The 25,299-nt window shown below is 48.1% G+C and carries 19 protein-coding genes; 8 read left to right on the forward strand and 11 right to left on the reverse strand.

Annotated features, from left to right (window positions below; genetic code table 11):
• The first annotated feature begins 119 nt into the window (after window positions 1–119).
• Together ASD40_RS07980 and ASD40_RS07985 are read left to right on the forward strand one after the other, a co-directional pair.
• Window positions 120–1,862, forward strand: coding sequence for a glycerol-3-phosphate dehydrogenase/oxidase (locus tag ASD40_RS07980; RefSeq protein WP_082562119.1), 1,743 nt, complete (start codon window positions 120–122; stop codon window positions 1,860–1,862).
• 854 nt (window positions 1,863–2,716) lie between these two features.
• Entirely contained in the window at window positions 2,717–3,304 is a 588-nt protein-coding gene (locus ASD40_RS07985; RefSeq protein ID WP_057302784.1) for a TVP38/TMEM64 family protein, read from the forward strand.
• A gap of 103 nt (window positions 3,305–3,407) precedes the next feature.
• Here ASD40_RS07985 and ASD40_RS07990 read toward each other — a convergent pair whose 3' ends face one another.
• Window positions 3,408–4,289: a LysR family transcriptional regulator gene (locus tag ASD40_RS07990; RefSeq protein WP_057302837.1), complete on the reverse strand. Its 882-nt coding sequence runs from the start codon at window positions 4,287–4,289 to the stop codon at window positions 3,408–3,410.
• 109 nt (window positions 4,290–4,398) lie between these two features.
• Here ASD40_RS07990 and aroA point away from each other — a divergent pair, with 109 nt between their 5' ends.
• Window positions 4,399–5,754 carry a 3-phosphoshikimate 1-carboxyvinyltransferase gene (gene aroA / locus ASD40_RS07995; RefSeq protein WP_057302785.1) on the forward strand — a complete coding sequence of 452 codons (1,356 nt, stop codon included), beginning with the start codon at window positions 4,399–4,401 and terminating at the stop codon, window positions 5,752–5,754.
• Window positions 5,755–5,787: 33 nt separating this feature from the next.
• On the opposite strand, the gene ASD40_RS08000 is transcribed toward aroA, so the two are convergent.
• The 8 genes from ASD40_RS08000 to ASD40_RS08035 form a co-directional block, all read right to left on the reverse strand.
• Entirely contained in the window at window positions 5,788–6,663 is an 876-nt protein-coding gene (locus ASD40_RS08000) for a carbohydrate ABC transporter permease (RefSeq protein ID WP_057302786.1), read from the reverse strand.
• Window positions 6,664–6,682: 19 nt separating this feature from the next.
• Complete coding sequence (locus ASD40_RS08005) at window positions 6,683–7,651, reverse strand: ABC transporter permease (protein WP_057302787.1); 969 nt, start codon at window positions 7,649–7,651, stop codon at window positions 6,683–6,685.
• A gap of 81 nt (window positions 7,652–7,732) precedes the next feature.
• Entirely contained in the window at window positions 7,733–9,370 is a 1,638-nt protein-coding gene (locus ASD40_RS08010; RefSeq protein WP_442952635.1) for an extracellular solute-binding protein, read from the reverse strand.
• Between the two features lie 266 nt (window positions 9,371–9,636).
• On the reverse strand, window positions 9,637–12,018 hold the full coding sequence (locus ASD40_RS08015; RefSeq protein WP_057302838.1) for a helix-turn-helix domain-containing protein: 2,382 nt from the start codon (window positions 12,016–12,018) through the stop codon (window positions 9,637–9,639).
• A 206-nt stretch (window positions 12,019–12,224) separates the two neighbouring features.
• Window positions 12,225–12,959: a DUF421 domain-containing protein gene (locus ASD40_RS08020; protein WP_057302789.1), complete on the reverse strand. Its 735-nt coding sequence runs from the start codon at window positions 12,957–12,959 to the stop codon at window positions 12,225–12,227.
• Between the two features lie 110 nt (window positions 12,960–13,069).
• The gene (locus tag ASD40_RS08025; RefSeq protein ID WP_057302790.1) at window positions 13,070–13,924 is read right to left on the reverse strand and encodes an SDR family oxidoreductase; all 855 of its coding nucleotides are present in this window, start codon (window positions 13,922–13,924) and stop codon (window positions 13,070–13,072) included.
• Between the two features lie 613 nt (window positions 13,925–14,537).
• Entirely contained in the window at window positions 14,538–15,038 is a 501-nt protein-coding gene (locus ASD40_RS08030; RefSeq protein ID WP_057302791.1) for a DinB family protein, read from the reverse strand.
• A 154-nt stretch (window positions 15,039–15,192) separates the two neighbouring features.
• A complete protein-coding gene (locus ASD40_RS08035) occupies window positions 15,193–16,137 on the reverse strand; it encodes a helix-turn-helix transcriptional regulator (protein ID WP_063860399.1) in 945 nt (314 codons plus the stop codon).
• Window positions 16,138–16,316: 179 nt separating this feature from the next.
• Between ASD40_RS08035 and ASD40_RS08040 the strand changes: the two genes are divergently transcribed.
• Window positions 16,317–17,129, forward strand: coding sequence for a hypothetical protein (locus ASD40_RS08040; protein ID WP_057302793.1), 813 nt, complete (start codon window positions 16,317–16,319; stop codon window positions 17,127–17,129).
• A gap of 74 nt (window positions 17,130–17,203) precedes the next feature.
• Here ASD40_RS08040 and ASD40_RS08045 read toward each other — a convergent pair whose 3' ends face one another.
• Window positions 17,204–18,433 carry an aminopeptidase gene (locus ASD40_RS08045; protein ID WP_057302794.1) on the reverse strand — a complete coding sequence of 410 codons (1,230 nt, stop codon included), beginning with the start codon at window positions 18,431–18,433 and terminating at the stop codon, window positions 17,204–17,206.
• A gap of 84 nt (window positions 18,434–18,517) precedes the next feature.
• Here ASD40_RS08045 and ASD40_RS08050 point away from each other — a divergent pair, with 84 nt between their 5' ends.
• The 4 genes from ASD40_RS08050 to ASD40_RS08065 all read left to right on the forward strand — a co-directional run bounded on the left by ASD40_RS08050 (window position 18,518) and on the right by ASD40_RS08065 (window position 23,278).
• Window positions 18,518–20,182 carry a glutamine--tRNA ligase/YqeY domain fusion protein gene (locus tag ASD40_RS08050; protein ID WP_057302795.1) on the forward strand — a complete coding sequence of 555 codons (1,665 nt, stop codon included), beginning with the start codon at window positions 18,518–18,520 and terminating at the stop codon, window positions 20,180–20,182.
• Between the two features lie 176 nt (window positions 20,183–20,358).
• A complete protein-coding gene (locus ASD40_RS08055; protein ID WP_057302796.1) occupies window positions 20,359–21,063 on the forward strand; it encodes a response regulator transcription factor in 705 nt (234 codons plus the stop codon).
• On the forward strand, window positions 21,057–22,469 hold the full coding sequence (locus tag ASD40_RS08060) for a sensor histidine kinase (protein ID WP_057302797.1): 1,413 nt from the start codon (window positions 21,057–21,059) through the stop codon (window positions 22,467–22,469). The genes ASD40_RS08055 and ASD40_RS08060 overlap by 7 nt, the downstream gene beginning before the upstream one ends.
• 68 nt (window positions 22,470–22,537) lie before the next feature.
• Window positions 22,538–23,278 (forward strand): hypothetical protein, encoded by a 741-nt coding sequence (locus ASD40_RS08065; protein ID WP_057302798.1) that lies wholly within the window; start codon window positions 22,538–22,540, stop codon window positions 23,276–23,278.
• Window positions 23,279–24,006: 728 nt separating this feature from the next.
• On the opposite strand, the gene ASD40_RS08070 is transcribed toward ASD40_RS08065, so the two are convergent.
• Window positions 24,007–25,173, reverse strand: a complete 1,167-nt coding sequence (locus ASD40_RS08070; protein WP_235549200.1) for a winged helix DNA-binding domain-containing protein — start codon at window positions 25,171–25,173, stop codon at window positions 24,007–24,009.
• Window positions 25,174–25,299: the final 126 nt, after the last annotated feature.

Raw genomic sequence — 25,299 nt, forward strand, 5'->3', positions numbered from 1 at the left:
TATACTAATAACAAGTTAATATTCGGTTGGAGACTAGGAGAAGCCACAGCGGCCTATACGTGTAAACGTGTTAGGTATGTTGTGGTTTTTTATTTTATATCCGCGAGGGAGAGATTGAGATGACGAAGGAACTTAAGCAAACCAATATAGGGCAACAACAAGGGTTTAATGCGCTGAAAAGAACAGAAATGCTGCAAGCCATGTCGAAGCAAAAGCTTGATCTGATCGTAATTGGAGGCGGGATTACGGGAGCTGGCATTGCGCTCGATGCACAGAGCAGAGGGCTTCGCACCGCGTTGATTGATATGCAGGACTTCGCTGCGGGGACGTCAAGCCGTTCGACCAAGCTGGTTCATGGCGGGCTGCGCTATCTCAAACAGCTGGATGTGAAGGTTGTTGCTGAGGTCGGTAAAGAGCGTGCGATTGTATATGAAAATGGGCCGCATGTGACGACGCCGGAGTGGATGCTGCTGCCTTTCTATAAAGGGGGCACGTTCGGGAAGCTGTCCACCTCGCTGGGTCTGCGGGTTTATGATTTCTTGGCTGGTGTCAAAAGATCGGAGCGCCGTAAAATGTTCCGCCCAGAGGAAACCCTCTCGCATGAGCCTCTTTTGAAGAAGAAGGATCTCAAAGGCGGCGGTTACTATGTGGAATACCGCACAGATGATGCGCGTTTAACTATTGAGGTTATGAAAAAGGCTGTAGAGCTGGGTGCTTTGGCGGTGAATTACGCTAAGGTGGAAGAGCTGCTGGTGGAGAATGGCAAGTTGGTTGGTGTGCGTGTGGTGGATCAGATTGGCGGCGGGGTGTCTGGAGAGACATCTGAAAAGGCGTCTGAAAAGAAGTCATACTCGCTGTACGCGAGTAAGATTGTTAATGCGGCCGGGCCTTGGGTCGATACGCTGCGCGAGATGGACCGCTCTAAGCATGGCAAGACGCTGCACCTGACCAAAGGGGTGCATCTGGTGTTCGATCAGAGCAAGTTCCCGCTGCGGCAGGCGATTTATTTTGATACGCCGGACGGGCGGATGGTGTTTGCCATTCCGCGGGACGGCAAAACTTACATCGGGACGACGGACACGAATTACAAAGGGGATATCGCGAATCCCCGTATTACCGAAGCAGATCGCGCTTATGTGCTGCGCGCCGCGAACGAGATGTTTCCGTCCCTCGGGTTGACGGAGGCTGACGTCGAATCGAGCTGGACCGGGCTGCGCCCTCTGATCCATCAAGAGGGCAAAGATCCTTCTGAGATTTCGCGCCGCGACGAAATCTTCGTCTCGGACTCCGGCCTCATCTCGATGGCCGGGGGCAAGCTGACCGGCTACCGCAAAATGGCGGAGTCGGTCGTGGACAAGATCGCCGCCATGCTGTTGGCGGAGGGCAAGGTCTCGGCGGCGCTGCCGCCGAGCCGCACCCGGACGCTGCCGATCTCCGGCGGCGATGTGGGCGGCTCCGCGAAGCTGGCGCCGTTCTTGCGGGGCAAGGCCAGCCAAGGCCTGCGGCTGGGGTTGACCGAGGCAGAGGCTGCGCTGCTCGCGCGCAGGTACGGCTCCAACGTGGACGCCGTATTCGAGCTGCTGGAGCAGCACCGGGCTGAGGCGGCGCAGCGGGGCATGCCCGCCGCTGTGCTCGCTGCGCTCGTGTACGCGATCGAGTGCGAGATGGTCGTGAAGCCGGCGGATTTCTTCATCCGCCGCACGGGCGCCCTCTTCTTCGACATCTCGTGGGCAAAGCAGTGGAAGGCGCCTGCGATCGCCTTCATGGCTGAGCGCTTCGGCTGGGACGAAGCGCAAACCGCAGCCTACACCGCTGAGCTGGAGCAGCTGCTTCATGAAGCGGTGAACCCGCTAGAGGCGTAAAGCTCCAGCGGCTCCGGCTGTTACAGCTGTTCCTGCTATATGCTGTTCTGGCTGTTCCTGCTATATGCTGTTCTGGCTGTTCCTGCTATATGCTGTTCTAGCTGTTCCTACTACATGCCCCGCTGCTACTTTTCCGCCAGTAATTCATTGTTAGCTTCACGAGTCGGTCCATGCCCACTTCTGGTCATGAGCGGGTATTGTTGTGTTGCACTTTGTACAACAATTTGAAGCAATTCCGGCTGAATTAGGAAAATTATTGCAAAAAATACAACAATTTGGCCGCATCTCGGAGGAAACGCGTGTTTTCAGCTGGAACTGTTGTACGAAATACAACTTTTTTGCCTAACATAGGGGAGAAGAGGAAATATTGTTGTACGAAATACAACTTTGGAGGCTAAGGTAGAGCTGACGAGGACGTTTGTAGCACGGAAGACGCTTGGCGGGCTAAGGTAGGTAAGAAGAGGGTATTTGCTGCACGAATACAACTTTGTAACCTGAGGTAGTTCAGCCGAGATGTAATGTCATACTGAATACAACTTGTACGATGGTTAGCCAGCGAATGTCACCAGACATACATTAGTTTTTGCATAAGCATCCACAGGCGAGATCCATCATGTGTCAATTTAGTGTTTTTAGCTCAAAAATAAGCAACCAGAACCTTCATGTGCTATTATGCCTATGGAGGTTCTTTTTTCGGTTGACTCGATTTTATAAATTTGCAACTTCACTTGCTTTCTCAGCCAGCTTTGATAAGCGAGCACGTCCTTTTGGACAGCGTAAGCCTTTATCCTTCGTTAATTTGAAAGGTTATCCTAATCTCCAACTAACTGTTAAGCGAGTAGGTGTGCATACATATGGGAATAACAGAACTCTTGTCCTACCTCACGGAAGATAATTTGGCGATGATCCTGGACAAGTATCGATCACTCGGCCCCTTGCCCGGTCTTCTTCTACCTTTCCTGAAATCATTCGTTCCGCCGCTTCCTACACTTGTCATTATTAGTGTAAATGCAGCTGTATATGGGCTGTGGCTCGGTTTTCTTTACTCTTGGATAGGTATTGTGTGCGGGTGCTTGGTGACTTTTGCGATCGTCAAAAAAGTAGCCGGCCATCCTTATCTAGAGCGCTGGGCACAAAAGCCCAAGGTCCAAAAAAGTCTCCTTTGGGCGCGCCGTCAGGCTTTCAACTATGTGTTTATACTCAGTCTTTTTCCGATAGGACCTTTCGTTGTGATTAATATGGCTGCCGGGCTAGTCGGCATGAGGTTTCGTTCTTTTTTGGTTGCGGTTGCCGCGGGGAAAGCGGTCATGGTCCTGTCGGTTAGCTTCATCGGACACGATCCTAAGCGATTCATTGAGAATCCGTATGAGTTGATCTACGTGGCCTTATTTATTGCGTTCTCACTTATGATTAGCAAAAAAATCGAGAAGCGTTTTATGTAGAGTAAGTGTGCGTGAACGTTTACGTGTACGTATCTTTGTACGGTATACATATCTGCGTACGTACATCTGCTTCTCAGAGTATATATTGGCAGTATAAGCAATTTTAAGACGAAAGCATCTCAAGAAATTTAGCCGCCGCAACAGACGACGTCATATCTTGACGGGTGGTGATTCCGATGCTGCGGGCAGGGATGGCTTTGGCAGGCTTTAGCTCATGCAGATCACCTTCAGCCAATTCTTTGACGACGTAAGACCGAGGGACGAAAGCAACGCCGAAGCCGAGTTTTGCAAATTCGATAAGCAGATCAATGCTGCCGAGCTCGATGTCGGCCTCGATCGTGACTTCTTGGGCAGCGAACCATTGCTCAACGAAACGCCTTGTGCTGCTTCCAGGAGACAGGAGCAGTAAGGGGAATTGGCTGATATCCTGCGCGGAAAGTGAGTGGTCATCTCGATCACGGTAAGCTTCACCGCCCACGAAGCAGTCTTGGAGGGTCATGATCGCTTGGACATCGAGATGAGGATCATCGGCAGTTGGCAAATGAATAAGTCCGAAATCGATGCTGCCCTCTTTGACTCGAGCTGTAATCTCGGATGTTTTGCCGTGAGAAAGACGGATGCGGACATCGGGATATTGTTTATGAAAGGTATCCAAATAAGGGAATAAGAAGTGCTTGAATAACGAATCACTCGCTCCGACACGAAGTTCGCCTCCTGTGAGGTGCTTGAGTGCGGACATTTTTTTCTCCCCAGCCTCCAAAAGTGCAAAAGATTGCTCCACATAAAGCAGTAATTGCTTCCCCTCAGTTGTTAGCTCCACACCCTTGGATTGCCGGTGAAAAAGCTTTATGGATAGGGCCTGTTCCATTTGTTTAATTGCATAGCTGACGGATGGTTGGGTAATGTAAAGCTCCCCGGCTGCTTTGGTTAAATTGCCCGCTTTGGCGGCGTGAAGGAATATTCGGTACCATTCTAAATGGATCATGATATAGAGCTCCTTTATGGGAAGGTGCTTATTTGGTGATTTCATCTATGCCTTTACCTCCTATTATAATTGGCTTACAGGATACGCACAATTGGAGAGGGTGGATGAGATGAAGGATTCAAAGACGCACGAGCCAGATCGGAGAGCTAGATCTCCGTGGTCGCAGCATCTGGAAGGACAGGAGGTACGGTTGTCGCCGCTTCACGGAGCGGTAGATGCCACTATTACGATACCGGGCAGTAAAAGCTTCACCAATCGCGCACTCCTTATTGCTGCACTGGCGAAGGGGACCACGCGACTTCAGGGTATTTTACAAAGCGATGATTCCTATTGGTGTATGAAAGCGCTCGGAGAGCTGGGAGTTGGAATCGAGATGGATGGGGACTCGCTTACGGTCAAGGGGAACGAAGGGCATTGGTCTGTCGCGAAAGCGGATTTGTATGTTGGGGCTGCTGGAACGGTCGCACGCTTTTTACCCGGGGCGCTTGCCGTTGGACATGGGGAATGGAAAGTTGATGGCAGTAAGCGTATGGCTGAAAGGCCTCTTGCACCTTTATTGGACGCGTTATCCAGTTTGGGGGCGGATATCCGTTATAACGGCAATCTTGGATGTGTGCCGCTGACGCTACATGCGGATGGTCTTAACGGAGGAGAAGTAACGGTTTCTGGAGCGGTTTCCAGTCAGTTTATTAGTGGATTGCTCCTCGCAGCTCCTTATGCGAAAGACACTCTTACCATTCGGATCGCTGATCAAATTGTGCAGCGGGACTACGTCGAGATGACATTAGATATGATGTGGGCGTTCGGTGTGAGGCCGGAGGTTCATGAGGATGGGCAAACGATTACGATTCAGCCGAGCGTTTATGAAGCTCGTACATTCATGCTGGAACCCGATGTATCAACTTGCGGTTACTTCTGGGCACTCGCTGCTCTGACGAATGGACGTGTACGTATTGAGGGAATTTCCTCGCAGACACGACAACCGGATATAGAGCTACTGTCTGTTTTGGAGAAAATGGGCTGTTCGGTGACGCATGGTGAGCGTTACATTGAAGTCCGGGGTACAAACCGTTTTAAAGGCGGCTTCACGGTGAGTATGCAGCGTTGGTCTGACCAGACGCTTACACTAGCAGCATTGGCTCCCTTCGCAGATGGTCCCATTACATTGACGGATGCTGCGCATATCAGGCATCACGAGTGCGACCGCATTGCGGCGATGTGTGAGGAACTTGGGAAGCTTGGCGTTCAGGTGGAAGAACATGCGGATGGGTTAACGGTGTACCCAGGGGAGCCGCAGCCCGCGCTGCTCGACCCCCACGACGACCATCGAATGGCGATGGCTCTTTCATTGATCGGCGCAAGGGTGAATGGCGTCAGGATTGCGGATCCAGGCTGTGTTTCGAAAACATGCCCAGACTTTTTTGATCGTTGGCGAGAGCTGGGTGTCGGGGTGGAGGTTATTTAAGCAAGATCACTCCACACATGCTTTGCAGCAGAGTTACTCCTTAATCGCCCCAATCATGACCCCTTTGACGAAATACTTTTGCAGAAACGGATATAGGCAAATAATGGGTAACGTCGAGATGATAATCGTCGCATATTTAATCGTTTCCCCAATTGCGTATTTATCATCGTTGGCTGCACCCGTCATCATCGAATCCGTATTGTTGGCAATTAAAATTTCACGGAGTACGAGCTGTAGCGGGTAGTCTTCACGGCTCCGCAGATAGACTAGCGCACTGAAGTAGGAATTCCAATGTCCTACCGCGTACCACAAAATCATGACAGCAATAACAGGCATCGAAAGCGGGATTATAATGAGAAATAAAATCTTCCAATCGCTAGCGCCGTCCATTCGCGCGGATTCTTCCAAACTAACTGGGATGCCTTGAAAAGAGGTCCGCATGATGATCATGTTGAATGTATTGATCGCACCGGGAATGAGAAGCGCCCACATCGTGTTCATCATCCCGAGGTCGTTCACAAGCAGGTAAGTCGGAATCAAGCCGCCGTGAAATACCATCGTTATGACGATGAAAAACATGATCATATTTTTGAAGTATAAATGAGGTCTGGACAATACGTAGGCGCCGATCGCCGTCATGACGAGATTAATTGCGGTACCAAGCACCACATAGAGCAACGTATTCTGGTACCCTTTTACAATCATTGGGTTATTGAACACAGCTTTGTAAGCGCCGAGATCGAAGCCGGCTGGGCTGAACATCAGTCCGCGATGCTGCAGGAAAGACGTTGCATTGCTAAACGAAGCAAATAGAACGTATAAGAATGGGTACAAAGTGACTATGCAAAGGCCGATCATAAGGAGTGCATTCAAATATCCAAATGATCGTTCACCTGTTGTTGGTTTCATCGCCGAATCTCCCTTCTGACTACCAAAGTTTATTCTCGGTGAGCCGCTTGCTGATGCTGTTGGCGGACACAATCAGAATGAAGCTTACGACGGAGTTAAATAGCCCCACCGCTGCCGTAAAGCTGTAACTTGCCTCCAGAACCCCTTTGCGATAGACGTAGGTTGAAATGACATCCCCTGTCTCATAAGTGAGCGGGTTGTACAGAAGGAGTACTTTTTCACTGCCAACCGAGAGCATGTTGCCCATATTCAAAATAAACAAAATAACGATCGTGGGCATAATACCGGGAATTGTGATGTGCAGCGTCTGCTTCCAACGGTTCGCGCCATCCATCCGGGCAGCCTCATACAGGGTAGGGTCGATGGTGGCCATCGCCGCCAAATAGATAATGGAACCCCAACCGATTCCTTGCCAAATACCAGATGAAACAAACAGGAAACGGAACCAGCTCGCTTCTTTCAAAAAGTCGATCGGTTCGATTCCGAAGGAGGCGATGATTTGGTTGATGAGACCCGTACGGCCTAAAAAGTCGACCATCATCCCAGCCACGACGACGATTGAAATGAAGTGAGGTAAATACGAGATTGTCTGCACAACCCGTTTGAACATGCTGTTACGAATTTCATTGAGCAGCAACGCTAATACAATAGCCGCCGGAAAGCCAAATATTAGTTCATATACGTTGATTAGTATGGTGTTCTTAATTAACCGCCAGAAATAAATACCGTTAAAAAAGCTTTCAAAATGCCTGAAACCAACCCACGGACTTCCCCAGATTCCTTTTACGGTTGAAAAGTCTTTGAATGCGATTTGTAAACCGTACATCGGCCCGTAATGAAACAGGAGGTAATAAGCGATAACAGGAAGGGCCATCACATAAATAGCCCAATGCCGCTTAAGATCCGAGCGAATAACTTGAAGTAATGTAGGCTCGCGGTAGATTTTGGTTACTGTGCCTGCCTGTAGGTTTCCAGAGCTTTGCGCCATCGTTTCTCCCTGCCTTTCTGCATGGTTTCGATATGAAAGCGGGAGATGAAGCCGATCATCTCCCAGTCCGAAGCTTTCGATTTAACTGCGTTTATTAAATCGTTCGAGCGCAGCCTGCTGAATTTTGGTGGCGTCTTCGATGCCCATGCTTTGAATCTTCTTGACATATTTGTCGAAGTTTTCGATCGGCTCCACGCCCATAATGAACTTAAGCAGCATTTCGTCGCGATAAGTCTCGACATCCGTCATGACGGAAGCATACTTGCTGCTTTCGTCTTTGGTCGGTGTCACGAGCGGCATTTTGCGTTCAGCCGTTGGTTTCGACCAGATTTCAAGCGCATCTTTCTGTTGTGGGAGCGCGAGATATTGCAATTGGAAATTATCGCTAAGCACGAACGGTGCGCTCCACGTCGAACGGTTATGCTTCGAAAATGATTGAGCAAGGCTGACTCCGCTCGGCGGGTTGAGTACTTCCGGAAGGAATACGGCTTTGCCGTTCTCCATTTTGTAGCTGACGCCTTCTTTGCCATAGTTAAATAGCAGATCGCCTTTTTCGCCGTAAGCATAATCAAGCCATTTGACAGTTTCAATGGGATTTTTGTTGCTTGTTGTGATAGCAGCGCCAATACCGTTGGTTACAAAATCTTTCTGGCCCCAAATTGGTTTATCCCCAGCTTTCAATAGCGGATAAGGAGCGGCGACTAGCTTGAAATTCGGGTCCTTGTCCTTCATCAGGTTGGCGTATTTGCCGATGCCTCCGCCGTTATAGAACACAGATGCTCCCAACAGGTTTGTTGTCATTTTATTGTCGTATAATTTATCGTTCGGTGCTGCGAAGTCTTTGTCAAGCAAGCCCTCCTTGTACCATTTGTTCATCGTTGCAAGGAAATCTTTGAACTCCGGCTGGATTGGGCCGTACTTCACTTTGCCGCTGTCTTGGTAGAAACTGTAATTGATGCCCCATGCGCCGAGGAACGGAGCATCGGTAGCGAATAATGCTTTATCGAGGTAAATCGGTATTTCGTCCGCTTTGCCGTTGCCGTTCGGATCTTTCTCTTTAAACGCTTTCAACACGTTGTACCATTCGTCGATCGTTGTTGGCATTTTCAAGCCCAGTTTATCCAGCCAATCCTGACGTACACCTGGGCCGAAGAACACTCTGACCTTCTCACCACCTCGCAGGAACGGGAATGAGTAGATACTGCCATCGTCCGTCATGATTTGCTTTTTCCAGTCCGGATGATCCGTCAACAGTTTTTTTAGGTTCGGTGCGTATTTATCGACCAAATCATTCAGCTTAATAATTTTGCTATCTTGAATCGCTTTTTCCGGTCCGCCTGGATACCCCGTCCAGCTCGTTTCAATAACGTCCGGCAGTTGGTTGGAGGCGAGCATGAGGTTGAACTGTTCTTTTGCCTGTTGGGCATCGGTCGGAGGATGTTGGAATTCCACCTTTACACCGGATATTTTTTCGAGTTCCTTATACATTTCCATTTCTGCGTATGTCTTCATCTGCGAAGCAGCTGAGGGCTGGTTGGTTACCCAGTACGTCAGATTGGTCAACTTCGGCGGCTGTGTTTCTTTGCCAGACTGCGGCGACGACTTCTCGTCTCCGCCATTACTGCTGCATGCGGCAACTGAAGCAGCGAGTAAAGAAATCAGCATGACGGAACTTACATGTTTCATTTTTTTCTTCAATGAAAACGCCTCCCTTTTCATAGTGAGTGAATTGTGAAACGGGATCGTTATTGTCCCGCCTTCTAGTTCCGAGTGTAGCTTCTGCCTGCGAGAAAGGATACTTTCTACTTTTCATTTGCGTTGTATTTTCGTAAGAATTGCGGGTTAGTAGAAAACAAATCAGTGAGATATTAAAAAACGTCAGTGTATAATTTGTTGCTCTCCTTCCTTCAAGGAGCACTGATATCCTGTCTATATTCCACATTCAGCTTACTTATCAAAATAAGGACAGCCCTAGAGGCTGCCCTTTATGCGTCGGATCTGGTTTTGCCCAGCCTCATCGTTTCGCGGTATTTTCCTGGCGGAATACCTTCCTGCTTTTTGAAAGCGCGAATGAACACAACGTCGTTATTATAACCGACCATTTGCGCAATTTGTGCGTTCGTCAGCTCCTTGTTCTCCATCAACAATTTCGCTTTTTCAATCCGTTTGCGTGTGACGTAATCTAACAGATTTTGCCCTTGATGTTTTTTGAAGAAGGTGGAAATATATGGCGGTGTCATCTTGAGGCGGTCGGCAACAAGCGCCAGCCCCATGTTCTGATCATCGAGATTTTGATCTACAAAATGGACGATCTCCTGCAGTAATTGCGTGCTGTGGTCGGACCGTTCGACTATAAACAAGCGGGTGAGCGTTGCGTACAAATCCTTCGTTTTCTGGTACATGCCATCCACCGTCGGATAGCTGAAAACCGCTTTGATCGGATCGAAATTCGCGCCAAGCACTTCTTCCGGGTTCGTATTTGAGGCGTTTACAATTTTCAAAAATGTGCTCATTACATTGAAGAACAAGCACTTACCAAGTTCCGGCGTGATGTGGCTAGAATCGAAATTCATCGAATAGATCGTAGAGAGCAGCTTTTCCACATTATCCGAATCACCGCTCCGAACGAAATTGATAAGCTGTATTTCGATTTCAAGCGGGTAATAATAGTGCTGTGTGGCATCTATGATATCTTGGAAGTGGATGACTGCGTTTTTCCCTTTAATAAGTCTATATTCAAGTGCTGATAGCGCTTCTGGGTAGGAGTCGCGAATCGCCTTTGGCCCCTGATGGATCTCTCCTGCGGCTACAGTTATGTTGATTTTGAATCTTTGTGAAATCATGCTGTTAAGCGATTCTGCAAATTCTCGTATATCGACAGCAGAGCGATCTCCTCGCCGATTCTCCAGGTTGATGAGAAAAGCAAGACGATCGCGATCGAGCTCAACCGAATACCCAGTATGATGCAGTTGAATAAGATCGACACCTATATTCGATACGATAAACCTTGCATGCGCCCAGCCTTGCTCGGATTGTTCTTCGCTGAAATCATCTATGTCTTCGATCTTGACAAGGAGTATGGCAAAACGATCGCTTACGAACGATAGATCCATGAACCGAAGTGTTTCTTCGTTTTCTGAGGAAACATCCACGTCCATATAACCGCGTATGAGGCGGGATAAATAGTTGGTTCGAATTAACGGGATTTGCTGGGCTAGCATGTTGCGCAAGTTTTTTTCTTCGTGAATCGAGCCTTCGAACGTCTGTTGGATAAACTCGTACTCGTTGGAGGCAGGGCGCCCGATCATGTCTTTCCCGCGCATAATCGCGTTCACCGTTTTCTGAAGCGGCTTGTAATTGCGGTATACCCCGGCGTAGACAGCTAGCAGCCCAGCGATCAAGCATATAATGAAAAGTCCTAAGGACCATGTTTGAATTTGATTGACCTGCTGCATAAATACGTCATTCGGCGTTACCGACACATACTTCCAGCCCGCCTTTTGCGAGGACGTAACCGATACCATTTGATTGACGCCAGCGATTCGGTAATCGAATGGACTGCTATTGGTTTCAATGCGATTGAGAAGGTCGGGCGAAAATGGTATATCGCTCGTGCTCATAATTGTTTTTCCTGTATGGTCAATGATATAAATCGCACTGTCGCTAGCTGTTTCCAACTGCTTTAACATTTGTTTGATTTGGTCGACATCGATCAGAACGATAAAATTACCGAGGACATCGGATTGCGAACGAAGGGGAAGCGATTGTTCATAGACGACGACCTCCTTCGGAACGTATTCGGTGTTAGTGGATATTTCATTCCCGCGAGCAAGGGAGGCGGCTGGCAAGTAAGACATGCTGTGCGTACTTGTCAAAATCTCCTTGTGCCACTGCTCATACGTCATGTCCCTAAAAGTATAGTAGGTGGAATAAAACGTACGAGAATCGGTCAATAAATCTGCTTTGACGATGGTATCGCTGCTGTCAAAATAAACGTAATAGTCAAAAATAAAACTGCTAACCATGCTGCGGTACCTGCTCAATTGGTTGCGCATGAATTCCACGAAACGGTATTTATCGGCGCTGTCCGCATCTTTCGGAATTTTCAACATATAATCCAACTTCGGATCGAGCGCGACCTGGCGCATTAAATTATCTACTTCCGATAATTCATAGTCCAGCGACAGCTTTAGTTGCTCTAGCATCGCCGTATTGGAACGGTTGGCGTTTGTTTCCAGACTCTGCTCCACTTTGGCGTACAAAAAGAGTCCCATTGCAAGTGGAATCAACAGGATGAATAAATTAGAGGCGATCATCGTCGTCAGTGCACTTTTGCGACTGCCAATTTGAAACCAAGTATGCGGCATTTTCAATAAGGTCACCTCATTCCTCAAATTGCTTGTTTGAGTCCAAAACTTTACCCAAACGTTGTCCCGATAAAAAGAATGGATCCAAACAATTCCAAAACGATATTAGTTATATTTTAGCTGTAATTCCAAATATATTAAAGCGCTTTCTTAAACGACAGATCCAAAGCTTTCTCATCTAAAAGCAGAAAGACGAACGGACGCTATCAGATCAGCGTTTGCTCGTCTTTTTCATTGGTGTCTAAATCGGTATATATACGCAATTGATCTTGATCATCTATGGTAGCTAGTTCAACATCCTTCATATCAAGATGTGCAGTGTGAATCTGAGCATCCAGCCATGCGTGGTCTTTTCCTAACTGAGCGAGCATTTTGTCATCGCTGGAACCTTCAACAATAATCGGCTTCACGAGGGAGAACGACGACGTTGGTATGTACATATCTTTTGCGGTGAGGGGATGATACGGAGGCTCGAGGAACACGGAAATGATTCCCCCTGGCTCCCACAGCGCAAGTGCGACTTTGGCTATATCTTCAATCTGCTGCTTACGCAGCTCAGAGAAGAGGTGATCTATAGAAATTTTAGCTTTGCGCAGACTTTTCATTTGAATCTGTCCATTTTTAATTAACCTAAGCGGTGGAGGGTCTAAATAATGCTTAAGGAATTTCCATTTTAGACTTAACCAGGAGGTTGTCATATATAAGACTACGATTACAATCGTGGTGATCATGGAGCCGACTAAACCTAAATGCTCATCCGAAAGCGGATGGGCAATAATATTTCCAAGAATGAGAGCAATAATGAAATCCAAAAACCGCAGCTGGGAGATCGAGCGTTGCCCCAAAGCTTTGGCCGCAATTAATAAGAAGAGATAGGCTGCAACAGCGCGCAAAATCCACTGGATCGTGGTTAGAGATTCTTGGCTATGAAAAAAGTCCAATTCATGTCACACTCCGAAAATGAGGGTAAATGCTCGAATAATGTTTCCTCATTTTCCAGTTTTTATCCATGGGAAAGGGGCGAAGAGTTCCTGAAGATTCCCTTCCGCGCCTACTCTTTGGCTGGTGTTAATCCTACTTCTTGTTCGCTCCAATTCCAAAACTGACGAGCTAGCTCCTCGTCTTGGGCTCTGGCGGAGACAGGCGCGATCCTCCGCCTGTAGTAGTACTCGCCGCTGACCGTCCGCACGTCCGGGCTCGCGGCCAAATATACCGCCGTCTCCGCGCCTTGCGCCGGCGTCAAGAAGAACGGCCGCAGCATCGCATACACGGCCTTGCCGAATCCGGTGTCGCGATCGACACCGAGGTTTGTGACCACGGCCCCGGGGTGCAGCGAGTTGGCCGTGGCGGAAGTGCCGGCGAGCCGCTTCGCCAGCTCGCGGGTAAACAGGATATTCGCCAGCTTCGACTGGGCGTATCCGCTCCAGACACGATATCCTCGGGTGAGGTGAGGGTTGGTCAGATCGATGCGCCCGATCTTATGGGCGCCGGAGGAGACGTTCACGATCCGCCCCTGCGGGGAGCGGACGATGGCGTCCAGCAGCAGGTTGGTCAGCAGGAAATGGCCGAGATGGTTGACACCCATCATGGCCTCGAAGCCGTCTGCTGTAGTCTGCCGCTTCACGGTGACGACCCCCGCGTTGTTCACAAGCACATCCAGCACATTGTGCTTGGCATGGAACTCCGCGGCAAAAGAACGGATGCTCGCAAGGGAGCCGAGGTCGCACAGCATAAGCTCGATGCGCTCCGAGCAGCTCTGCTTTCGCGCCTCGATCAGTGCCTGCTCGCCTCTTTGGCGGCTGCGGCACAGCATGATGACGTAGGCGCCTTGGCTGGCTAGCGCCACAGTAGTGGCCAGGCCCATTCCTGAGTTAGCGCCCGTTACGATGACCGTTTGATTTTGCATAGGTTCGCCTCCTCTTTTGGTATAGCTCATTGCTTATGCCTCGTATTGTTGGATGGGTTATCATTAAATTTTGATTTAACAGTGGTATCCGAGAGAGAGTGAGGAAGCTGCAGGAGCTTCTGTTGTAAAGTATACAATGGAATTCACGATTTATTGAGTAAAATTGGTGTTTTAGGAAATTTCATTGTAGAAAATGCAATGGAATCGACTCTCATGCTTCGAAAAGCGCAATTTTATTGGATTTATTCCAATGGAATGGGCATCCAGGCTATCAAATCCCTACTTCCACTGGAATTAATCCAATGGAAGTAGCATGCAGGCTTCGAATTCACAGAGTGGAAGTTGAGTGTTCCAGATATGTCTTTGGGGACAACTCTATCGAATGACTTTCAAAAATATATACAATCCCTAAAAAGCCAAAAAGAGCACATGGAGGATGTGCTCTTTCATCTTTCCTGAGCTCTTCCAAGCTCTTCCGATCTCTTTGAAGCTCTTTGAAGATCTTTGAAGCTCTTTCAATCTCTTTCAATCTCTTTCAAGCTCTTTCATTCTCTTTCAAACTCATCCAAAGACAAGCTAGTTCTCAACGACTTCTTACTATATCTACTTTAAATCACACCAACGGCTGCATGCCGCGCTCCAGCCAATCCTCGCGAGTCGGACCATAGATGTCCGGTACTCGCAGTCCGGCTTGACGCATCAAGACGATCATTTCACCACGATGGTGAATTTCATGCGAAATGAGGATGCGCAGCGTTAAACCATTGAGCCACTGCTCACCATACATATCAGTGCTTTCAGTGAGCTTAGCATCTGTCCACTGGGACTGGATTGCTTCTGCTAGCCCGGCTGAGGAGGTGCGGTAGGTGTCGGCAATTGTTTTGGCGGATGCTGGCGCGTATTCTTCGCCTTCGGGAGCATTGAACGTAAGACCAGTGCGTGAGGTCATCTCATGAATGGTAGTCGCGATATGCCAACCCAATTGTCCTAGCGAGCGGAAGTCGGGCGCGATTTGCTGTTTAAGTGAAGCATCTGTCAAAGTGTCCAGCACGCGTTGGGTAGCTTTTGCTTCATTGTTCCATTCATTTACAAAATCTTCGATTGTTCTAAACATGGGTGAGCCTCCTTAGAGTTTTTCGCCAGAAAAACTGACATCGTAAGCATTAACTTGAGTTTTTCGCCAGAAATACTGGCATCGTAAGCATTAATTTATTTGTCTCGCCTACTTCATAATCTCATTATAGACAACCACCACTGACAACGTCCTGTCAGTGTTCATTTGCGTATAGTTGAACGATTTTTTCAGCTTTATCTTTGATGATGGCTGCAATATGGGCCGGTTCAATGATTCGCAGGTTGGGGCCATAGCTAAGAAGCATGCCATGAAGCCACGGTTCATCCGGTTGAGTGGCGGTAATCATCAAAGTGCCATCAGCTTGAACGGTAATTTGCTCAGGACGGAAATAATCCTCTACTTGAGCTCGAACATTCGGCTGCGCATGCAGCACGAGTTTGATGAGCGAGGAGGGGGCTCTTTTGCCCCAGTTATGATCTAACTGTTCTAGGGCTCCTTCTTTACGTTCAAAGGTTCTCTGAAGCACTTCAATATCCTTCATCCGAGATAATCGGAAGACGCGAAAATCTTGGCGAAGCAGGCAGTAGCCGTACAAATACCAGCCAAAGCCTTTGACCACAATGCCCATAGGTTCTACTGTTCGCACAGACTGCTCACTTTGGGAAGTAATATATTGAAAGGAAATCAGTTTAGATTCCTTAATTGATGTGCGCAGGGTGCTCAGCTTCTCTTTGTCCTGATTGCTGCCACGCCAAGGATTCATATCAATAATAAGTTGATTGTTTAGGTTAGCGACGGTGTTCTGTTCCGATTTCGCCACAAGAGCTCCGACTTTATCAAGAAGGTTGCTGATCTCTTGGTCGCCGACGGTAGAGCGGATTCCTTTGAGGCCAACAATAATAGATTGGAGCTCATCGAGGGACAGAAATTGGCGATCCAACCGATATTGGTCCATAATTTCGTAGCCACCGCTCATCCCTGCATAAGAAACTACAGGAACGCCAGCTTGGTTAATGGCCTCAACGTCTCGGTAAACCGTACGTAATGACACTTCAAAACGCTCCGAAAGTTCTTTAGCGCTAATTCTTCTTCGATTTAGAAGCAGCATGGTAATGGCAAGCAGACGATCAATTTTCAAGAAAAGCACCTCATCGATTCATATATGTTAACTTTAACATTCGATTTCAGAGAAAGAATTCCCTTTGTGGAGTTCCGCATACCCGATGGAAAATTTAGAAATAATAAGCCGAATTCAAATCTCAAAGAGGAGAGACTTTGAGCTACGCTCAAAGATCCCTATATTAGGAGTCGGATTACATGTTCAGAAAATGGTTTAAAATCGCCCTAGGCACAGCGGTAATTAGTTTACTTTTGAGCAGCTCATCTTTATGGAGAGTTGGATTCGTGTCCGCTGAAGAGATGCCGCCACCACCGCCACAAACTGCACAGCAAGGCGAGCTTATACAAACACGTGAGATTGATGTCACTGGTGACGGCAAGCCGGATACAGTATCCCTGATAGGGATGAAGTCGGATAGTAGTAGTCCGTACTATGATAAGCTATTTATTACCGTCGTAGGACCAGTCCAGACCCAAGTAGTCATTCCGCTTGAGGGTGGATATAACCCGCAGATGGATTTTTGTGACTTTATTCAGGACAAACTGCCTCAAATCTATGTATCCGCCGAAACAGGGGGCAGCGGGGGGCTATCCAACTACTATATTTACTCACTGAAAAATAATGTTCCGACCGCTATCCCGCTGCCTAGTCCACTTCATGTAAAGGCAACTTTTAAGAAGAATTATGTGGTAAAGATGAAAATTGAAGAGACAGGGAAGTCTTTCAAAATCGATATCAAAGACCGCAAGGACGATTACGAGAAATTCGGTGTATACAAAAATGGTAGTGTAGTGAAGCCGATTATTGTGGATGTTCATGGTTATGGCGCCCTGAAGCCGATAGATATTGATCGGGATGGGTACTGTGAGCTGAAGGGTGCTCAGCGAATCACGGGTATTGCGAACGCAGATACACTTGGATACGCCATCTCTGTTTGGAAATGGAAACAAGGGAAATGGATTCTGAAAGACTCCTCCATTGTCAAAACGCTGCCTGGCAAGTTACGTTAAAAAAAGACCGCCATCTCACGGAGTGCAATTGTTCCATGATGTGGCGGTCTTTCTATGAAGTCATGCTTGCCGTCTTATGCCCAGTTTCCTTTGCGAAACAAAGCTTCGCGGCTTCCATCTGCCAGAATGCCATCGATCTGCATGTCAGCTGAGCCGATCATGAAGTCAACGTGAATTAGGCTTTTATTGTAGCCATTCTGGGTTAACTCCTCGGGGCTCATTGTCGTTCCACCTTCAATCGTGAACGGATATGAATTACCGAGTGCGACATGACAGGAAGCATTTTCGTCGAATAGGGTGTTGTAGTAAATGAGTCCTGACTGTGAAATGGGGGAGTCATAAGGAACAAGTGCCACTTCACCCAAATAACGGGCGCCCTCATCCATGTCCAGCATCTTATTCAGCACTTCTTGACCCACCTCAGCGGTCGCCTCGACAACTCGGCCATTTTCGAATTTCAAGCTGAATCCATTGATTAGTGAGCCTTGATAGCTCAGCGGCAAAGTGCTGCGAACGGTTCCGTTCGTGCCATTTCGTGCAGGCATCGTAAATACTTCTTCCGTTGGGATGTTCGGCACGAAGAAAATACCTCGCTCCGACTCGCTCCCTGCGGCAACCCATTGATGCTTAGGGGCTAGCTCTATGTATAAATCTGTACCAGGAGCTTTGAAATGCAGCTGCTTGTACTTTTTGTTGTTCAGTAGATTCTGCTTATCTGTCAGCGTCTCGATATGCTGTTTCCATGCTGCAACCGGATCATCTTTATCCACACGAGTCAGCTTGAAAATCTGCTCCCACAGCTTCTTGATGCGCTCGGCTTCGCTCAAATCCGGGAACACCTTAGCCGACCATTCCGCTGTCGGGAAGGAGACCATCAACCAGTTCACCTGATTGCTGCGCAAATATTTCAGGAACCCTTCGCGCGCAGTGGCTGTAGATTTGCTAGAGATGGCGACCCGTTCAGGGTCTACGTCTTTGAGCAAATCGGAGTTAGGCGCGTAGATTTGGAGGAAGGCTGCACCGTCCTTTGCCATCTCTTCCAGGCCGTTTGCTCGCCACATGGGGTACTCGCGCAGCGTGGATTCCGGGGCGTGCTTGAGGCGCAGCGCCTTCACTTCATCGTCGTCCCAATCGATGACGACATCTTTGGCGCCAGCGTCGTAAGCCTTTTTCGTTAGCTTGCGCACAAAGTCAGCACAGGCGATCGGCGTCATGATGACGACAGTCTGATCCTTTTGTACATTTAATCCGACACGTATGGCAAGCTCTGCATATTTATCTAAGTAATGTTCGAATGTCTCCATCTCGCTGGCTCCTTTATATTTGAGTAAGATATAGTGTATGATAGAAAATAAAACTTTAACCCGTGGGAGAAAGGCTGGGAACATATGGAAACGAAGAGCGCAGCAGTAAGCACGCCATCCAATTTCATTAAGAACATTGTAAACGAAGATCTGAAATCAGGCAAAGTCAGTCAGGTAGTTACCCGATTTCCCCCGGAGCCGAACGGTTACCTTCATATAGGACATGCGAAGTCGATTTGTCTTAATTTTGAGCTTGCGGATGAATTCAAGGGGTTAACGAACCTTCGCTTTGACGATACGAATCCGGTGAAGGAAGATACAGAATATGTGGAATCCATTAAAGCGGATGTCGCTTGGCTCGGTTTTCAATGGGACGGTTTGTTTTTTGCTTCCGATTATTTCGAGGAAATGTACAAACGTGCGGTGGTTTTGATCAACAAAGGTTTAGCTTTTGTGGATGACCAAACAGCGGATGAAATCCGCGAAACCCGCGGGACGCTTACACAGCCGGGTACGAACAGTCCTTACCGCGAGCGCAGTATCGAAGAGAATCTCGCCTTGTTTGAGCGTATGCGTGCCGGTGAATTCAAAGATGGCGAGCGTGTTCTTCGTGCTAAGATCGATATGTCTTCGCCGAACATCAACCTGCGCGATCCAATCATTTACCGTGTCGTACATGCTCATCACCATAATACGGGAGATGCTTGGTGTATCTACCCGATGTATGCTTTCGCGCATCCACTGGAAGATGCCATTGAAGGTGTTACGCATTCCATCTGTACGCTCGAGTTCGAAGACCAACGCCCGTTCTACGATTGGGTTGTTCGCGAGTGCGAGATGCCGAATGTGCCTAGACAGTATGAATTTGCACGCCTTAACCTAACGAACACGGTGATGAGTAAAAGAAAGCTGAAACAGCTTGTCGACGAGAAAGCCGTTGACGGTTGGGACGATCCGCGGATGCCAACCATTTCTGGTCTTCGCCGCAGAGGCTTTACAGCTGAATCCATTCGCAATTTCGCTCGCGAAATCGGTGTAGCTCGCAGCTACAGCGTCGTTGATGCGAAGATGCTGGATCATTTTATCCGTGAGGATTTGAAGTTAAAGGCGATGCGTACGATGGGTGTGCTGAATCCGCTCAAAGTCGTAATCACGAACTACCCTGAGGATCAAGTCGAAATGCTGGATATGGAGAATAACGCAGAGAATCCGGAGATGGGCAATCGCCAAATTCCGTTCTCCTGCGAGATCTACATCGAGCAAGACGATTTCATGGAAAATCCGCCGAACAAATATTTCCGGTTATTTCCCGGCAACGAAGTGCGGTTGAAAAACGCCTATTTCATCAAGTGCAATGATTTCATCAAAGATGAGAACGGCAAAGTGGTTGAGCTGCACTGCACGTATGACGTGGAAACGAAAAGCGGCAGCGGATTTACGGGCCGTAAAGTCAAAGGAACGATCCACTGGGTAGATGCGAAGAGTGCTGTACCTGCGGAGTTCCGTCTGTATGAGCCGCTGATTCTCGATAACGAAGAGGACGAGGATGCTTCGTTCTTGGAGAATTTGAATCCAAACTCACTGCAAATTGTGCAAGGTTTCGTGGAAGACAATATGAAGCAAGCAAAGCCGCATGATAAGTTCCAATTTTTCCGCCACGGCTATTTCAACGTAGATCCGAAACATACAACAAGCGACAAACTGGTGTTTAACCTGATTGTCTCGCTGAAAAGCTCTTTTGAAGTGTAAAATTGGGCTCGGATGAGTTCATATGAGGATTAGACAGGAAGTCCTAGTGAAAACTAGGATTTTTTGTTGTGCTGGAAATCGAGCGGGGTAAAAAACGATTTTGAAAAAATAAATTTTTTGATCACAAATATCCAGTAATATAAATGATGAATCCTATTTCATAAGGAGCGTGCCGCGTGACAACCGTATTGGTGGTAGATGATGATCTTAATATTTGCCGGATTACGAAGTTATATTTGGAGAAAAATGGATATAAAGTAATAACCGCAAATGATGGTGAACAGGCGCTAACTCAGTTTGATGAGCTGCACCCAGACTTCATTGTACTTGATATAATGATGCCTAAACGTGATGGCTGGGAGGTCTGCCAGAAAATTCGTGCGAAGAGTGATGTTCCTATTCTCATGCTGACGGCTAGAGGTCACGTGGATGAGCGAATTGAAGGTTTGCAGATGGGCGCTGATGACTATCTAGTGAAGCCCTTCGACCCGAATGAATTGGTTGCTCGTGTGACCACGATACTCCGCAGGACGCTGCTCCGCACAGAAGCTGCTGCGCCTGCTCATCTATATGAAGTGGGCAGCTTGCGAGTGGATAGCCTGTCCCATGACGTGACTGTAGAAGGGCAGTTCGTTGCTTTACCCAAGAAAGAGTATGAACTGCTGCTGTTTTTCGTGCGAAACCCGAATCAAGTATTTACCCGGGAGGACCTGATCGCCAAAATATGGGGTTGGGATTTCGAGGGTGAAGACCGCGTCGTGGATTTATATATTAAACGTTTGAGACAAAAGCTTTCTGCTTTGACGGACAGGAAAGAGGACTGGAGCATCCGTACCGTATGGGGTGTAGGATATAAGTTTGAGGGCCCAGGTGCATGCTGAACTCCTTTTACCGCAAGTTATTATTTATTTATATTTCGATTACCGTTGTGTCCATTCTTGCCATTTCAGGAACCATTGGCTATTCGATGAAACAGAAAACCTATGAACGCAGCGAGAAGCTCCTGCTAGAGAAGGTGGAGCAGGTTGGTGAGCTGGCCAAGGATCTGTTCGATAACTCGACACAGCTGAAGGATTTTCGTAAGCAGATTAGCGCCATTGAGAAGACTTCGAACGTTCATGTTGCCGTTATCAAGCATCCCAAAGCAAATCTGGATAAGATTCAGGCGGTGGGCGAGGCCCCAGCACGTAAGGAATGGGTGGAAAAAGTGCTGTCGGGTAATCAAGTGACGGTGCAAAGCAATTTTGCTCAAAACAGTTCGGTGAAAATGCTCATTGTCGGGCGACCCGTCATGCAGGAGAATCGTGTCATTGGCGGGATTTTCTTATACACTCCAATCGTGAATATTCAAGGCACTATCAATGGCATTAATCGAGCGATATTTCTATCTGCCTTAACGGTTGCATTGCTTGCGATTGCTGTCCTGTACTTTGTTTCCAGACATTTTATGAAGCCGATTCAACTCATGAGCAAAACCGCAGAGGCTTTGGCCTTAGGGGATTTCAGTGGAAGGGTACCGGTTAGAGGTAAGGACGAAATCGCCTCGCTGTCAGGATCTCTGAATCGAATGGCCGGCAAACTGCAGAAAGTAGAAGATGGACGCAAGCGATTTCTATCTGAAATATCCCATGAGCTGCGGACGCCGTTGACGACAATTCGAGCCTCCTTGCAGGGGATAACGGATGGCGTTGTTGAGCCTGAAGACGCGAAGGAATTCATCCAAGTTTCTCTTCAGGAGACGCTTCGGCTGAGCCATTTGGTTGATGATTTGATGGAACTGTCGTCGTTTGAGGAGAAGCAGGTCAAATTAAACCTCCAGGATGTCGATGTGCCTGACTTAATAGGGCTGGTGGTTACCCAACTCAAGATGAAAGCTAAAGCAAAGCAGATCGAGCTGAGCTCTGAGGCAGAAGGGCCATACTTGGTTTATGCGGACGCAGACCGGTTGAGGCAGGTGTTTATCAATTTGCTGGACAATGCCATTAACCATATTCCTGAGGGGTCCTCGGCGGGTATTCGAGTAAAAGTAGTCAAGAACGAACGCTGGATAGAAGTGTGGGATAACGGACTAGGTATCGCGCCAGAGAAATTGCCGCATCTATTCGATCGTTTCTATAAAACGGATGAAAGCCGCAACCGTTCCGGCGCAGGTCTCGGTTTAACAATCAGCAAACACATCGTAGAAGCTCATGGCGGTACGATTCGAGTGGAATCTCAACTTCAAATGGGGACGGTGTTTAAAATATTTTTGCAGTCGCCTATGCTTCGCCGCATGACAAACTTATGACATAACTATTCGGTAAGATAGGGTTCGTAAGGTAAACATAACCATAAACGAATCGAGGAGCGATACTTATGTTGAAAAAATTAACAGGCATTGCGTTGGTTGGTGCAATTGTATTAACAGTTCCGATTGCGGCTTTTGCTGCGAATGCACAGGCTAATACTCAAGCGACAACAAGCAAATCCACTAAACCAGTTAAGCAGCTGCTTCAAGATAAAGCGCAAATTTTTGGTATATCAACAGATGGTAAAACGAGTGAACAGATCAAAGCGGAGCTAAAAGCTTTAAGTTCTGCCAAACACACGGAACAATTGAACAAAGCAGCAGCGAAGCTGGGTATTAGCACTGACGGTAAAACAGCGGAACAGCTGAAAGCTGACATTCAAGCGGCTGTTCAAGTGAAGCTGCAAGAAAAAGCGGCGAAACTCGGTGTTAGCGCGGATGGGAAAACGAATAAAGAGCTGAGAGCAGCGCTCAAAGCAGCTGTTTTACCGAAATTGCAAGAAAAGGCGGCAAAGCTCGGTGTTACCACAGATGGAAAAACAAATAAAGAGATTAGAACAGAGCTACAAGCGGCAGCTTTGACGAGCCTGAAAGAAAAAGCAACAAAAGCGGGTGTTGCAACGGAAGGCAAGACAGCCAAAGAAATACGTGCTGCTTTAAAGGCGAGTAAAGAAGGTAAAAAGGCAGAAGCAGTGAATAAAAAAGCCGCTAAATTAGGTATCTCCACGGAAGGTAAGACTACTGAGCAGGTGTTTGCTGAAATAGAAAGTGCACTGAAAGCGAAGTGGGAGAAGCAGGCGCAGAAGTAGGGTGGATAAGTACTGGTGAAGTACTGGTGAAGTACGGGATAAGAACAAACCTCGAGGGCGGCCTCGGGGTTTGTTTTTTGAGTTCACGGATAAATGAATTCTCACTCGGGGAGTGATTTTTGTTTTCAGTGTGTCAGTCTCTTCCGGCTAAAATGGGCTAAAGTTGTACAATGTACAACAATTTCGTGGTTTTTTTGTAACTAAGCAGTAGTTGTTGTATTTCGTACAACAATTTAGCTTCATTTCATCAAATAGAGCTACTTTTGAGAGAAATTGTTGTATTTTCTACAACAATCGTCGGGATAACGGGGAATAACTTGCTTATTGTTGTATAAAATACAACAATCCCTCTTTGATTAAGCTATTTAGTGATAAATTGTACGAACCCAACCTAGGCTTAACCTGGGTAAAATAAAAGGCACATTGGAAATCAGTAGTCCATAAAACCATAGTCTCCATAAAAATAGTAAACCTCGAGGGCAGTCGGGGTTTATTTTTTTTGACCACATAAGAGTTTTTCGTTACCCGAAAACCGTTTTCTTATTGGCGATAAAACCTAATATAGGGATCTTTGGTCGTAGACCAAAGTCTCTCCGCTTATAGGGATCTTTGGTCGTAGACCAAAGTCTCTCCGGTCTCTCCGCTTATAGGGATCTTTGGTCGTAGACCAAAGTCTCACCTCGTTAAACGCGGTCGCTCATCTTCGAAAGGCCTCGATAGAGGTTTTCTCATTGAAAGAGAATATCTCGTGTATCGGCATTAGGAGCGATGAACTCAAACAACCGTGTCGCTTCCGCAGCAACTTCTATGTGTTCAACTTGGGATAATGGCTCGAATAAGTTGATGGTCAAAATAGCCGATTTGCGTTTCTGGGTGATGGACCAAATGCCGCGAACAAAACCATCGACAATCAGCGTGGCCCGGATGATGCCATTGTCTGTGAACACCTGATGCTTGTCTTCATCGCGCATGATGCGGGTGCGATCATCGTAGGACAGGAGCATGTTGTCGAACTCCGATAGAAAACGCGGCGGTGCTGGGATTGCAGGGTCCGGCCGAGGAGCGTCCGGCAGGTCGAACAGCTCGTTTCCTTGCTCGTCGCTGAAGGAGAGCAGGCTTGGGCGAAGCCGCTCAATCACCTCGCGCAGCCGAGTAAGCCCGGACCAGACCTGCATATCCTTGACGGATGCAGGTCCGAAGGCCGCCAGGTAGCGCAGCAGCATGGCTTCGGGGTCTTGCCCTTGTGCCAGCGGGCGGCCGAGCCAAGCGTCCGCTGTGGTGTGGGCGGCCTGTCCGCTGGCGCCCCAGATGCCGCGGGGCGGCACCTGAACAAGCGGCAGGCTGCAGCGCACCGCTTGAGCCAGAGCCGTGGCATCGCGCTGCGGCCACTTGGCTTGAAGGCGCTTGCCGAGCTCACTGAAGGTGAGCGGCTGCGCCTCGAGGAACGCTCGCCCAGCGGCGGCGAGCGCGTCTAGATCCAGTTCGGCAAGCTTCTTGCCGAACGTGCCCTTTAAGGCGCGGTCCTGCACGGACTGCAGGACGGGGCGCAGCGTCAGGCAGTCTTCGGCCGTGACGAGATGGATTGTCGAGCGCATGAGGGCGATGCGCACAATGCTTCTATCCATGATGTGCTGAGACAGCTCCTCATGGCGAAAGTTCTGCAGTCTAGTCCACAACGCCACATAGGGTGGGTTAGGAGCTTGCGCCTGCAGGCCGACGAGGTGCCGGACAGCCTGGAGGACGGGCATGTCCGAGCGCTCGAGGAGCAATTGCCGAGCTAGTAGTGCTCGGTTTAAGGCACGCTGACTGAGGGTATGGTTGGCAAAGCCGGTCATGGCGGGTTTAGAAATGTCCATTTTAGCGCAGCCCTCGTCTGAAGAATTGATTAACGACATGTGGATGTGCCTCCTATGATTTGAACGATCATTCGCTATATAAATTCCATTATATAACAACTTACTGACAACGTAATGTCAGGGAGATATGCCTGGTTTATGACTAGATAAGTTGTTTCTGTTGGT

Origin of the sequence: Paenibacillus sp. Root444D2 (assembly GCF_001426375.1) — a bacterium.
In the GTDB taxonomy this organism is placed as follows: domain Bacteria; phylum Bacillota; class Bacilli; order Paenibacillales; family NBRC-103111; genus Paenibacillus_E.

Coding starts and splice junctions, on each gene's coding strand:
- ASD40_RS07980 (WP_082562119.1), top strand. CDS start 120: ATGACGAAGGAACTTAAGCAAACCAATATAGGGCAACAACAAGGGTTT.
- ASD40_RS07985 (WP_057302784.1), top strand. CDS start 2,717: ATGGGAATAACAGAACTCTTGTCCTACCTCACGGAAGATAATTTGGCG.
- ASD40_RS07990 (WP_057302837.1), bottom strand. CDS start 4,289: ATGATCCATTTAGAATGGTACCGAATATTCCTTCACGCCGCCAAAGCG.
- aroA (WP_057302785.1), top strand. CDS start 4,399: ATGAAGGATTCAAAGACGCACGAGCCAGATCGGAGAGCTAGATCTCCG.
- ASD40_RS08000 (WP_057302786.1), bottom strand. CDS start 6,663: ATGAAACCAACAACAGGTGAACGATCATTTGGATATTTGAATGCACTC.
- ASD40_RS08005 (WP_057302787.1), bottom strand. CDS start 7,651: ATGGCGCAAAGCTCTGGAAACCTACAGGCAGGCACAGTAACCAAAATC.
- ASD40_RS08010 (WP_442952635.1), bottom strand. CDS start 9,370: ATGAAAAGGGAGGCGTTTTCATTGAAGAAAAAAATGAAACATGTAAGT.
- ASD40_RS08015 (WP_057302838.1), bottom strand. CDS start 12,018: ATGCCGCATACTTGGTTTCAAATTGGCAGTCGCAAAAGTGCACTGACG.
- ASD40_RS08025 (WP_057302790.1), bottom strand. CDS start 13,924: ATGCAAAATCAAACGGTCATCGTAACGGGCGCTAACTCAGGAATGGGC.
- ASD40_RS08030 (WP_057302791.1), bottom strand. CDS start 15,038: ATGTTTAGAACAATCGAAGATTTTGTAAATGAATGGAACAATGAAGCA.
- ASD40_RS08040 (WP_057302793.1), top strand. CDS start 16,317: ATGTTCAGAAAATGGTTTAAAATCGCCCTAGGCACAGCGGTAATTAGT.
- ASD40_RS08045 (WP_057302794.1), bottom strand. CDS start 18,433: ATGGAGACATTCGAACATTACTTAGATAAATATGCAGAGCTTGCCATA.
- ASD40_RS08050 (WP_057302795.1), top strand. CDS start 18,518: ATGGAAACGAAGAGCGCAGCAGTAAGCACGCCATCCAATTTCATTAAG.
- ASD40_RS08060 (WP_057302797.1), top strand. CDS start 21,057: ATGCTGAACTCCTTTTACCGCAAGTTATTATTTATTTATATTTCGATT.
- ASD40_RS08065 (WP_057302798.1), top strand. CDS start 22,538: ATGTTGAAAAAATTAACAGGCATTGCGTTGGTTGGTGCAATTGTATTA.
- ASD40_RS08070 (WP_235549200.1), bottom strand. CDS start 25,173: ATGTCGTTAATCAATTCTTCAGACGAGGGCTGCGCTAAAATGGACATT.